Here is a 13598-nt window from a genome sequence, read left to right on the forward strand (position 1 = left end):
GTGCAAGTATCAATCCCGAACGTGTTCCAATTGCAATGGGACGGCCTGCTTTCGATCTCGATGTGCCGCATGCGGCCTTGCCCAGGAGGAAGGTCCCACGCTGGTGCTTTTCGGATGGGCAAGTATTTGGCTTTCGTTTCTCTTGAATTGTTTGGTTTGGCGAGCGGTCATATGTTGCCCAGGAGGCTAGGTCGCTCTTCTGCAGCCAAGGCTGAGCAAGTGTGAGTAATGCACGAGCTCACAGCGGCGCGTGATAACGGTCCTTTTGTTCGATTTGGTGATCTTGGTGTCTGGTTTTTTTAGGCCGGAGTTTCTGTGGTCTCTGCACCGGAGTGTGGCTCTGGGCAGCTATGAATAGTCATGTCATCTAGGGAGAGTGGTATGGAATCGAGCTATAACGATCCGAACTATTGGATGCGCTGGTACGCCGAGCAGCAGGAGCTGCAGCGTGCGCGGCAAGAGGCCGATGCAAAGCCTGCGGATCGAGCTGGCTTTGAGCAGCAATTGGGTGAGCTGCAGCTCCGCTCTCCTGAGGATAGTTCGCCTGAAACTAGTTCCCCCGACACTCCAGCCGCACGGTCGCTTGAAAATATCCAGCGTACGGATATCGGTGGTTCGATGCGGATGCCGCCCAGGTCCGACGTGCGGGATAATTCATTCAGCAGCACGCGTTGCGGTGTCGATGTTCCGCACGCTCATCTTGGCTCTGCTGCAAATGATTACCGGTCTGACTTGCGGGACAGGCGATTCAGCAGCATGCGCTACGCACCTTCGGAAGCACAATCTACGGCGAGGACGAAGGACAACAAGTCCCGTGGACTGTTCTCTCGGGTCAAATCAGGACTAGGCAAAGTCTTTGGAGGAAGCCACCGCCCGAAGTGGTCCGGCGGGCCGACAGATGAGATCTATTCAGAGCTTCGCATCGACTTGGCAAAGCGCGGTCGCCCGTCCCAAGCGGACCTGGAGCTAATTGAGGAGTTCAAGATGGCGTTGGGCGGCGCGAACCGCAAGACCAAGACCATCGAGAACTACGTGGCTGCTCTTCGAATGCTCAGCGAGTTCCTCCAACCCAAAGGCGTCACTCTGAAAGACTTGCTTAGCAATGCTGATCTGCTGAAAGCCTATAAAGATGAATTCTTGAAGGTGGCGAGCGCCAATAGCAGGAACTATGTGGGTGGAGCATTGGAAACGCTGCAGAGTTTCCACGCTGGAAATCCCGTCTCAGCCCCAGCTTTTGTGGAGACGCGCGAGCAACCAATGCACCCCCAGGACGAGCGGATGATTCGCCAATTCGTGGAAAACGTCAAAGACTACAGAGTTGCTCCCGATGGTACCAGAGGCCGCGGTACTGGAAGGGTTCCCCCCGCTACGATCAAGTCCAATGTGCAGGCGCTCAACACGTTCGCTCGTTGGCTCCGAGCCCAGGATAAGGACCCGCTGACTACTCGAGCCTTCAATGAGCCAAGGTCGCTTGCCGCCGACATAGACGAGTACGTCGAAGCTGGCGGCGATGATCGTGATCGTCTCAGCGCGGCACTGTCTCATCTCCGCAGGATCGGAGCCGAGGGGCTCCAGGCTGTCGGTGCGGGGGCCCGCCTGATGGGACGCGAAACATTGTCGGCTCATCCAGAGGACGTCTCGACCATCGATGACTTTTTGACGAACGCTCTATCCAAGCTTGGATCTGACGCAACTCGCAAAGAGAAAGCCGCCGTTTCGACGATGGCTTCCATGCTACGCTCATTTAGCGATTGGCTCCAAAGGGAGGGCAGGCCGAGCATCATGGACCGAATCGACGGCAATGCTGAGCAGCAGTCGTCATTGAACGCAGACTATGCGGCGTTCTCCAAAGCCACAAAGCGGACAGCCCCGCTCGATCGCCTTCGAAAATACCTAGGGCTCCAGCCCCAGGGATTTCGGCCTCATGACGACGACGCCGGCCTGATCGAGGGTCTCGCCAACGAAGAGCTGAGCAAGCTCGACCCGAGTTCCCAGCACAAGAGAAAGACCATTCAAGATACTGCGTCGGCGCAACGCAAATTCAGTGATTGGCTCCGCACAGAGGGTAAGGAGAGCATCGCGAGGCGAATCAACGGCAATAATGAGCAGCGACGCTCGCTGCATGCAGATTACCGGGCTTTCATCGCAGCCAAAGGGAGAGTTAGCGTGAGCTTTAAGAAGCTCAGGCAGTATTTGCAAGTCATCGAGCTAAACAGAGCGCTGGGTGTGGCCATCCCTCAGCCTCCGCAAGGCCCATCTGAACTGGCCGGTCCGGAGGAACCAGCCAGGTCGAGTTCGACCTGGTCTCCACGGGTGCCGTCCGACTTTGATCCAGGTGAGTGGCCGGCGCCGCAAGGCCCGTTTGGACAGGCCGGTCGGCAGGAACCGGCCGGATCGAGCTCGACCTGGTCTCCACGAGTGCCTTCCGATTTTGATCCAGGTGAGTGGCCGACGCCGCAAGGCCCGTTTGGACAGGCCGGTCGGCAGGAACCGGCCGGATCGAGCTCGACCTGGTCTCCACGAGTGCCGTCCGACTTTGAGGTGGGTATGTGGCCAGCTCCGGAAGGCGCGCCAGCTCGGTCCTTGGACATCTATCGCGGTCTCGGCTCATTCACTGATTTGCCGTCCACACCGCAGGAGATGCGTGACGACGCCCAGTCAGGACCAGTGCTCAGCCCTGCCGGCAGATCCCCGTTCTTCATCGGGCCATCAGGCATGCCTCAAGAGCTCGAGGATGTCGGATATCTTGTCGGCGAGGATTGGCAGCATGGCTCACAGCCGGTGCCAGATTTCCTGCTCGATGTGCTGGACAATAAAATGCTGCTGCCAAGTTCGCGAATGGCTCCCCAGCCGATCTCTATCAACGGTGAGACCTACTCCGTTGTGTTGGGGCCGCGAGATCGCCGCGACGCTCAGCTGATCCATCATCCTCGCCCATCCTCGGATCAGGATGCCCGGATTGGCGCTTCGGCTACAAGTGCCTCTGCCGGCGGCCGCAGCGGACGTGTGCTCGAATCCAGGCAATGGCTGGGCGACGAGCATATCCAGCGGGACTACGAGCTCCTGGCGCAGCAGTTGCGGGAAAGCAATCCAAACCTCGCCGCACGGACGCGGTTCGCGGATCCTCTCATAGCCAACTATCATCTGCGCTTGGGCGCCCCCGATGTCTCGCTATCGGCCTTCCAGCGCATGGTCTTTGATCGGAATGGAACAGACGTCGCCGACTTCCTGTTCCTGCCCGTGAATAATGCCAGTGCGACCGACCCTGATCACCGCGGCACCCATTGGTCGCTGCTGTTCGTTGATCGTCGCGATCGGGAAAGCCCGGTCGCCTATCATTACGACTCCGCCCAGGGATACAATAACAGACCTGCAGCAATGCTCGCAGCAGCGGTGGGAGCCGATCTGCAAGATTCCCACATAAGCCAGCAGAGGAACGGCTATGATTGCGGAGTCTTTGTGGTCGACGGCACGCGAGCGCTGGTCAGGCGGCTCGCGGGAAGACGGCAGGCAGACTTGAGCCTCGCCAATCTCGTAATCGATCGGCAGGCACTGCAAAAACGATTGAGGGGCTGACCACGATCCGGCAAGGACGCGCTGGGACGACTCGGTGCGTCCCGTCTCCCTTCGGCTGATCGAGTTAGCTCGTCGTCCGCGAAGAACTCTCCAAGCCGTTGAGCGGGAGTCGGTTTTTGGAGCGGAGCGAGGTTTGAGATTGCAAGCTTTTTGGGTAGGCCGGAAAGCTTGCAATTCATTTTTGCGATTCCCTCGAATCGCGGGTCTTCGTTCCGACATCGCATTGGTTGCGGCACTGGCACGAGATTATGGCTCGAACCGGGGCTTACCAAGAGGTCGATCACAAGGCTTTTGCGAACAAGGTCAGCACACTGAAAGAGCTAATCTCGGATTACCGCGGGCGAACGTCTGTCGGCGGGGAAGTGCTGCAACGCGAACATGTCCGTGACATTCTCCTGCAGTTTCCTCTCGCGGTCCCACGCGCCCGTCGCTCCCTGCCATTCAGCGATAAGCCAGCAAGCCAAGGTCGAGGTATAAAGCAGCAAATCCTCGATCAGCGCCGGACTGAGTAGCATCTTGAAGAGCACCACGATCGGATCTTCGGTAGTCTCAAGAGGTCAGCTTCAAGTCAGGTTAGAACAGTAGCAACGAGCTCGCGATTGTCTCCCGTTTCGCGGCAGCAGCTAATTCGTGGGGTAGGTGGCACTGCTCCGTTTACATCGGAGATGAAATGAGGGGCATTGACGCGAACGGGAAGTCGCCCGTCTCGGAATCTGGCGCCTGCGAAAGCGGAGGCAACGACGAGTCTCACGTTGAACCGTCATTCGGATCGGCCCTGGAGCGGATGCATTCCGAGTATCACGACTCAGGAGCTTCCTCCTCTTGCATGGCGCCAGGCAGCTCTGGTGCCTTACCGCGCAGGTCCGCTGGTCCTTCCCTCGCCCCACATCGAATTTTCAGGGCTGCGCTGGGCGCCATCGGTGCGGGCCGTCGACGTCTCCGCTCCTTGCCCGAATCTGGCTCGTCACGTTCTGATGGGACGCCGCAGCGCGACGATCGAGAGGCCGAAAGCGCACAAACAGGCTGGCTCGAACCGCACACGCAATCGGAGTCCGGCCATGGACCAGCAAGGTGGCGCATCGACGATGTGTCCGCGCAGACCACCGATGGCTCGGGCGCGCAGCGACCTTATCGATCCTACGATGGTGCCCCAAGTGGGGACGCAGGCCCGTTGCGTTCGGGAGGGCAGCCTTACGACTACCTAACCGGCGGAACCTCGCAAGAAGGTGTGCTCCCGCTGCATGCGCACTCCGCGTCCGGCTGGATTTACGGACCAGGAAGGCTGCCCATCGGGGACGTGCCTGGGCACGCAATCCAACTTAAAAGCTCGCCGCAACCTGACAGAGCCTACGGTGACGCAACAGATCGGCAGGCGAGCGCGGTCCGTTCTGGTGGTGAGCGGTTCGGCGCCGATCGAGCGGCGGGAAGCTCGCGAAGGGGCGATCGGCAATCCGTCTCCGACGTCGGTCGCGGACGAGGAGCGCTGCGGATTGACAATGCGGCCGCGCAGAACACCCAGGGTGCAATCTCGGGAGGACATTCCAGAGGTGCAGATGAACTAAACGCGGCGCTAGGAGAAATCGCGCGCGCGCGCGACATCTCTGCTTTTGCTGATGTGGCGGTGCGTCGCGGCAATCAGCTACAAGGACAAGACGCCGCAGGGTTCCTGAAAAGGGCGGCCGCCGATTTCGTTGCTCGTTTTGTCCCGCGGCTGACAGAAAATGTCCGGTCGTTATGGGACTACGCGAGGACGTGTAACGAGGTGAGCAGGGAGGCCGCAGGTGAGGCCGGCATAGACGCTTGCAAAGCCGTGGCGGCTCAGGTGTCGCGGCTCGACAAGGCGCTCATGAATCGAATGGGGGATCCCCGCGCCCTTTCCCTCCTCGCGTTATCCTTTGGTCGCCACCGACGGCAACCAAAATGCCGCGATGGAATTCTCTGCATCGCAAGATTCTGTTCCGATGGAGGCCGGGCAGTCCAGGATGTCGAGATTCAAAGTCTGGCATTGCTGGCCAACGGCTTCAGCAAGTGGCCGGCAGAGAATGAGTGTTTTCAAGCCACGACCGTGATCGCTCGCGAGGTTTGCACCCGTGGCCGCCTATCTGATTATATTTCACAGCACGTGGCGAGCTTCGTGAACTGTTTCAGCAAGTGGCCGGGAGGGGAGGAAACGGGTCGAGCCGCGATGGAGATCGCACGTGAAGTCCTTCGGCGTCGACCTTCTGATTTTGAACACCGGCAGCTGGCAAACTTGGTGAACGGTTTCAGCAAGTGGCCGGCAGAGAAGGACGCGGGCCGAGCCACAGAAGCGATTGCCGGTGAAGTCATTCGACGCCGGCCTTCATATTTCACTGAGCAAGAGCTCGCAAATCTGGTGAACGGTTTCAGCAAGTGGCCGGCAGGGCAGGACACGGCCCGAGCCACAGAAGCGATCGGTGGTGAAGTCATTCAGCGGCGATTGTCCCGCTTTAATGAGCAGGAGCTGGCAAACCTGGTGAACGGTTTCAGTAAGTGGCCGACAGGGCAGGACACGGGCCGAGCCACAGAAGCAATCGCCGGTGAAGTCCTTCGGCGCCGACCATCTGACTTTAATTCGCAGGAGCTGGCACAGCTGGTTAACGGTTTCAGCAAGTGGCCGACACGGCAGGACACGGGCCGAGCCACAGAAGCGCTCGCTGGTGAAGTCCGTCGACGGCGACTTCCTGACTTTAGTCCGCAGGGGCTGACACAGCTGGTGAACGGTTTCAGCAAGTGGCCGACAGGGCAGGACACGGGCCGAGCCGCAGAAGCGCTCGCTGGTGAAGTCCGTCGACGCCGACCGTCTGACTTTACTCCGCAGGAACTCGCAAACCTGGTGAACGGTTTCGGCAAATGGCCGGCAGGGCAGGACACGGGCCGGGCCACAATCGCATCCGCCCGCGAAGTCCTTCGTCGCCCACCATCGGATTTTGTCGAACAGGATCTGGCAAATCTGGTAAATGGTTTCAGCAGATGGCCGGCAGAGAAGGACGCCGGCCGAGCCACCGAAGCCATCGCCGGTGAGGTTCTTCGTCGCCGCCTCTCCTATTTTACCCGCCAGCACCTGGCAAACCTGGTGAACGGCTTCAGCAAGTGGCCGGCAGGGCGGAACACATGCCCCGCCACAGAGGCGATCGCCGGTGAAGTCCTTCGGTGCCCACTCTCTGATTTTACTCAGCAGGAGCTGGCCAACCTGGTCAACGGTTTCAGCAAGTGGCCGACAGAGAAGGACATGAGCCGGGCCGCGGTGGAGATCGCCGCCGAGGTCCTTCGGCGCGGACCGTCTGACTTTACCCCGCAGGAACTTGCAAGCCTCGTAAACGGCTTTAGCAAGTGGCCGACAGGGAAGGACACGGGCCGAGCAACAGAAGCGATCGCCAGTGAAGTCCTTCGTCGCCGACCATCAGCCTTTGATGAGCAGGAGCTGGCAAACCTGGTTAACGGTTTCGGCAAGTGGCCGACAGCGCAGTACATGGGCCAAGCCACAGGGGTGATCGCCGGTGAAGTCCTTCGGCGCCGACCATCCGATTTCACTCAGCAGGAACTGGCACAGCTGATGAGCGGATTCAGCAAGCGGCCGACAGAGACGTACACCGTCCAAGCCACAGAAGTAATCGCCGGTGAAGTCCTTCGACGCCGACTCTCTGATTTTACTCCGCAGGGGCTGGCACAGCTGGCGAACGGTTTCAGCAAGTGGCCGACAGGGGAGGTTACCAGCCAAGCCACAGTGGAGATTGCCGGTGAAGTCCTTCGGCGCCGACTCTCTGATTTTACTCAGCAGGGGCTGGTAGGCCTGGTGAACGGGTTCAGCAAGTGGCCGACAGGAGAGGTTACCAGCCGAGCTACAGTGGCGATTGCCGATGAAGTCCTTCGGCGCCGACTCTCTGATTTTGCTCAGCAGGATCTGGTGCAACTGGTGAACGGTTTCGGCAAGTGGCCGACAGAGGAGTACACGGGCCAAGCCACGGAAGCGATCGCCGGTGAAGTTCTTCGGCGCCAGCTCGCTGACTTTACTCACCAGGATCTGGCACTGCTGGTGAACGGTTTCAGCAAGTGGCCGACGGAGACGTGCACCGGCCAAGCCACGGAAGCGATCGCCGGTGACGTTCTTCGGCGCCGACTCCCTGACTTTACTCAGCAGGATCTGGCGATTCTGGTGAATGCTTTCGGCAAGTGGCCGGAACAGAACAACACCAGCCAAGCCACAATCACGATTGCCCGTGAAGTGTGCGACGGCGACCGGGCCACTCGCTTAAACAGCCAGGATCTGGCAAACTTGGTGAACGGCTTTAGCAAGTGGCCGGCAAAGGAGTGCATGGGCCAGGCCGCAGCCGTCATCGCCGGTGAAGTTCTTCGGCGCCGGCTCGCTGACTTTACTCCGCGGGCTCTGGCGAACCTGGCAAACGGCTTCAGCAAATGGCTGGACGACGAGGCATGTCAGCAGGCCGTGGTCGACATCGCGCGGGGACTCGGCCGTGGCGGGCAACGATTCGGTGCCTTCACGACGCCTCAGCTGAGCATGATCGCTCATGCTCTGTCGCGAAGCGTCATGGCGGCAGAGGACAGCGCCGAGATCATCGAGACCACTCTGTTGAAGGATCGGATACACGAGCTGGCCCACCATCTGCACTATGCCGATGATCGCCTCAAAAACGCTGACGTTCTGAGCATTGCCAACATTTTCAAGGCGCTGGGCAAGACCCGCATGGTCGATGATCTCGGTTTGCTCGCCCGGCCAGGGCTGAATCGGCTCGAGGAACTGCGCCATCAAGCCGCTTTTTCAGAGAACAACCTCGAAACGTTCGGCACTCTCTGCGTCGCTGTGTTGCCGCTGGCGCGCAGCTCGAAGAAAGAGCTGCGCTGGCACCGCAGGCCGGCGCTTAACCTGCTGAACAACATCCAGCGTGTCGTGGAAGACAAGATCACGGCGCATCTTGGAGCAAGCGATGCGGAGCGCATCCGTGGCCCGCACGCAAGCCGCTGCCCCGCCTTATCGATCTATCAGGTGCTCAAGAGCCGTTTGGTCCTGGAGCGGTTGTACAGACGCCCCTATGTCGAGGGCATCAAGTCCGATCTGAGGGCTAGGCAGCAGGAGTTGCAGCGCGGTACGAAGGAGATCCTGCACCGTTCGCGCGAGCTGATCGAGCGCGATCTGTCCAACATGAGCTGGAATCTGATCGCGCAGATCGAGGCAGAAAGCCCGCTCGAGGCACTGGATTCGTTCCTGGCGGAGAATGCGGCAACGATCCAGGCGCAACATTCTGCATCCCGGTTCAACGTGGATCAGGTGTTGTGCGAGATGGACCACGAGCCGAGGTCGCCGCAGGGGGATGCGGGACTGATGCAGTTGCCGGTCGTCGACATGCAGGGGCGGCGAATGGCCATCGAGTCCGAGACCCGATATTCGGTGTTTCACCGCTTGACGCAAGGTCAGGTGCCGGTGGTCGCGGTGCAACTGCCTGCGCAACCGAGTGCCTTGATGCTGGCGCGGACGCTCACCGTCGAGGGCGTGCCCTACCGGATGGACCTGTTCGGCGGCAGCAAGTTGAAGCCGCCGAGAAGGACGCTGGCGCAGATCGCCGCGCGTGCGCCCGGGGCGCCGCGCGCCGAGCCGTCCGGGGGCAAGCTTTTAGCCATTCCGTACGCCGACACCGCCGCCGGCACCGACTTCGAGCGGCTATCGCGTGCGTGGGCCCCGTTCAAGGAGGCCTACTATTATACGCAGCGCCGGGGGTTTGCAGCGCCCCCGGCGATCAAAGGGCTCGGCCCCAACGACTGTGCGCTGGAAGGCGCCTTCAGACTGGCGCTTTTGCCTGACCGCCCTGCCGACGAGGCGCATCCGTTCCGGCTCGCCGGACCGCACGGCGCAATCGCGTTGCAACCGCATGACGGCTGCGGCTTCATCAAGGGCTCGCTGGCCGAGCGCATGCCAGCCGTTCGCCGCGCGGGCCAACAGGGCGGTGCTGATCGCCTGCCGGCCTTTGGCGAAAGACGCAGAGCATCACTGCCCGCCTCGGCGCTGCAACACTACCCGCGCAGCGAAAAGGTGGCCGATGAGGCGCGCGAGAAGGCGAGGAGCTGGCTTGCAAGCCGAGACGGGCAAGAGTTGACCTCCGAAGAACTCTACCGCACCGTAACCGGTGGACACATCGATGGCCCCGGGGCTGTGGCCGTGCCCTCCAGCGATGGCCGCCTCCATGTGCCGACGCTCAAGAGCGAGACCTTGGTGGGGACGAAGGGCGTGCTGATCGGGCGATCGCCTTACGACAAGCCCAACCTGCGGCCGTTCGCAGCCGCGCAGGTTAGCTTGAGCGCTGATCCGGACCCGACCGCCGCGTTCCTCGATCATTGCGTGGCCATGCAGTACAGCTTCAATGTCGCCCAGAAGTCGAGCGGCGAGCTGGCCGACAACGATCCAACGTTCTTTGCCAAAGGGATTCTGATCGTGGTGCCCGACGCGATGTGGCCGGTCGCCTTCGCCGACTGTGCGCTGGTGCTGTCGGCCGAGGACGTCAAGTGTCATTCGCGTTGGACAAGGACCAAGGACCGCGCCAAGGAGGACACGTTGCTGGAGGGCGTCGGCATCCTGCAGGCGACTGAGGTATTCGCGCCGGGATCGCTGGTCGCGGTCCCGCCCCCGGAACAAAAAAAGCTCGATGGCGACTTCGACGGGGATGCCGTTATCATAGTCGGCGACCGGCCGAAGCTTTATCAGCACGTCCTGCAGTTCGATCAGAAGGAGCAGGCACGCCGCGTGCAGTCGCTCAAGCCGCCCAAGTCGCACACCCCGGCGATTGAGGGTGAGCACTACCACTTCAGCCGCGCCAGCCAGATCCTGGCGGCCACGCAAAACGTTCTGGAGACCTATACCGGGCTACAGCGAGACTTCCTGGCGCAATCCCATGAGGCACGGCGCTGGTTTGCCGAGCGTGCGGTGTTCGGGATTTACGAGGGCGTCCACCACGAGCTCAGGCGTGACCTTCGTGAGTTGCTAGCCCAGGACGAGGTGAGCCGGCAGGACATCGAGGACAAGCTCGAGAAGGCGAGCCAGGAGATCGAGGTCGCGGACCATCCGGTCGCCCGTGAAATGGCCGACCTGCTCTTGGCCGATCTTGAGGCTTGGGTGGCCGAGGAGGGGGGCCTGCCCGCAGCCGGCGAGAGCGGGAACGACGCAAGGACGACGGTGAGCGAGGAACTCTGCGAGCTGTTCCCGGACCTGGCGGAAGCCTATCCGACGACGGCTCAGCCACGAGAGCGCATCCAGCTAATCATCGACCACTATCCGGCGCGCATTCATCCCCGACCAGATGGGTACGTTGCGAATGACCTCGTCCGCAGTGCCAACAATCTCCTGAGCCTCGGCATCAAGGTCGGGACCGACGCCTATAAATCCGACACGGGCGCCCGCCTATTTGCGAAGAAAAGCCAGCAGCTTCAGCGACTGCTGCAGCGGACGCCGGGGCTGAACGCGGTCCCCTACACCAAGGGTCTTGCGGCAGCTGTCAATCAGGGCAGGCTTGATGTCGACGCGACCCTGGCGGATCTGAAGGGCAACCCCACCCTAGCGGCTTCTGTTATGGAAGCCTCGCTCAAGCTCGCTGTGGAGCGAGGCATTCTGCCCGAACCGTCCGACCGACGGCTTGCCAGCGCTGATTCCGACACGATGATCACAGTGACCCGCGAAGAGGCCACCGCCCGCGCCAAAATTGAGGCTGATCGCGCGACAATACAAGAGGTGACAATTACGGCGACCGTACGTGAGGTAATCGAACATCTTGGACAATCCGACATTCGGGTGAACTTGCCCCATTACGACCGACGCTTGAGATCGGAATCCTCCATGCAAGACCAGCTCACCGGCATCAGCCTCCCCTCAGGGGACACTTCACAGCTGATCGCCAACGCCGTGCGCCATATCTTCGAAATCTCTGAGAGGGAGTTTACCGCCGCCTTCAGGAAGACCGTGCTGGCGTTCGAGGAGCATGGCTACACCGAGGTCAGCACAACCAACTGGTTCAGGACGCTCAATCCGAAATTTGTCGGAATCAAAACCGTATTCGCCACGCCGAAAGATTACCGCTTCGAAGTGGAGTTCCATACGCCGGACAGCTACAACGCTAAGCTTGCCAACCACGATACTTACAAGCAGCTGCAGCGAGGTAACGCAGGGACTCTCGATCAGTCCAAGGCCGAGCAACTCGTACAGCGTGCGCGAGACATCTGCAAGGAGGTCACGGTCCCCGATGGAGTCTCGGACATTCCCCACTGGAAAGCCGAAGCCACCGGCACAGCTGGCGCCAGCGCGGCGCCTATCTTGCGAGCTGCCCGCCCACATATGGCAAAGAGGTCTCCAATAGCCGACCAGATTGTTGCCGCCCTGGGCGAGACGTCGGTCGTGCTCGTCGGGATGATGGGCGCGGGAAAATCCAATATCGGTGACAAGCTCGCCAAACGGCTAGGGCTGAAGTTCGTCGACTCCGACAAAGTGATCGAGAACAATACCGGCAAGAAGATAACAAACATTTTCAACGACCATGGCGAGGCGTATTTCAGGAAGCTGGAGGTGAATGAGATCACGCAGTTACTGCAGCGAGGGCCCGTAGTGCTCGCAACAGGGGAAGGCTCCCTCACCAACGAGAAGACCCGCAAGTGCATCGGCGAGAAGGCGATCTCGATCTGGCTCAACCCTGACCTCGACCTGATCATCCGACACTTGGCGAAACACACGACCCGCCCGCTGCTGCAGACCGAAAACCGAGAAGAGGGGATAAGGGAGCTGATGCGCAAGCGTGCCCCTATCTACGGACAAGCCGATCTCAGAATTGACCTGAAGAAGCGGAACGTCAACGAGAGCACGAATGTGTGCCTAAAGAAGCTCCACGAGAAGCTTCGCGCTGACGTTCCTGTCGAACCGGACGCATCCGAGGAGCGGCGTGAGGATGCTCCCAACAGCGCTTTGGACGAGCGGCGCGCAACGAGTGCCTCGATCACTATAGACGTGCCGCAATCCTGGCCAGAACGGAGAGAATTGGCGCAACATCGCTCCTCACGGAGGGCTGCCTCGTCGCCGGTCGTGCTGTCCGCTGGAGGACTGCCGCAGGCAGTCAACGGCCGCAGCGGCCTGGTGCCTGGCGACACGGAATGGCTCGACGACGAGCACATCGCGGCGGATTACGCGCTCCTTGAGCAGGAGTTGCAAAGCAACAATCCCGGTCTGGCCGCGCGGACGCGGTTCGTTCGCCCCGCGCAAGCCCAACTGCTGCGCTTAACTGAGAACCGGGATGACCAGCTGGAAACGTTACTTGGGATCGTCAATGACCAGGATGGTCACAATACGGCCAACTTCCTGTTCGTGCCAGTGAACGATGGCGATGTTCAATTCGGCGGCTCTCATTGGTCGCTGCTGCTCGTTGATCGTCATGCGCCGGGAGCGGCAGTTGCCTATCACTACGACTCCTCCTCCGGGGCACACAATCACAGCGTTGCAACTGAGCTCGCAGCAAGGCTGGGCGCCCGTCTGCAGCCAGCCGGCATGGCCCAGCAGCGGAACGGTTATGACTGCGGCGTGTTCGTGGTGGACGGCACAAGGGCGCTAGTTCGAGGATTGGCGCAGATCCGGTCCGCCGTGCTGCAGCTCGACAACCTTGTTGCCGATCGCGAGGCGCTCCAAAACCGACTCCGAGCTCCTAGCGGCTTGGCGCAACGCATGGCAGGAGACCGCAACTCTCGATATCACAAGCAGGCAACTCGTGCCTCCAGCGGGGCGGCGGTACCCATGCCGTGGGATCCGACCTCGCCCGAATGTCGCGATCAGCCGATGCCACCCGGTTCTCGGGGAGATACCCAGATCGAGCGCGAGTAGTTCGACGACGCTGATGCGTGCATATAAACACGCATCGCCCGATCTCCGGCCGCGTCTACTTCGGAGTCCGCCTGGCGCGATGGACTTGCCAAGCCTCGCTCCGCCTCATCGATCTCTACACTGCGCTTGCACCACCAGCCGA

Annotated in this window: 3 protein-coding genes; 2 read left to right on the top strand and 1 reads right to left on the bottom strand. The window is 60.8% G+C overall.

The window, feature by feature from the left end:
* Positions 1–381 precede the first annotated feature (381 nt).
* Complete coding sequence (locus BDOA9_RS36365) at positions 382–3576, top strand: Ulp1 family isopeptidase (protein ID WP_244521639.1); 3195 nt, start codon at positions 382–384, stop codon at positions 3574–3576.
* Positions 3577–3896: 320 nt separating this feature from the next.
* Here BDOA9_RS36365 and BDOA9_RS36370 read toward each other — a convergent pair whose 3' ends face one another.
* Entirely contained in the window at positions 3897–4106 is a 210-nt protein-coding gene (locus tag BDOA9_RS36370) for a hypothetical protein (protein WP_042337083.1), read from the bottom strand.
* A 416-nt stretch (positions 4107–4522) separates the two neighbouring features.
* Here BDOA9_RS36370 and BDOA9_RS36375 point away from each other — a divergent pair, with 416 nt between their 5' ends.
* Positions 4523–13456: a shikimate kinase gene (locus BDOA9_RS36375; protein ID WP_244521640.1), complete on the top strand. Its 8934-nt coding sequence runs from the start codon at positions 4523–4525 to the stop codon at positions 13454–13456.
* The last annotated feature ends 142 nt before the right edge of the window (positions 13457–13598 follow it).

Origin of the sequence: Bradyrhizobium sp. DOA9 (genome assembly GCF_000617845.2) — a bacterium.
GTDB lineage: Bacteria > Pseudomonadota > Alphaproteobacteria > Rhizobiales > Xanthobacteraceae > Bradyrhizobium.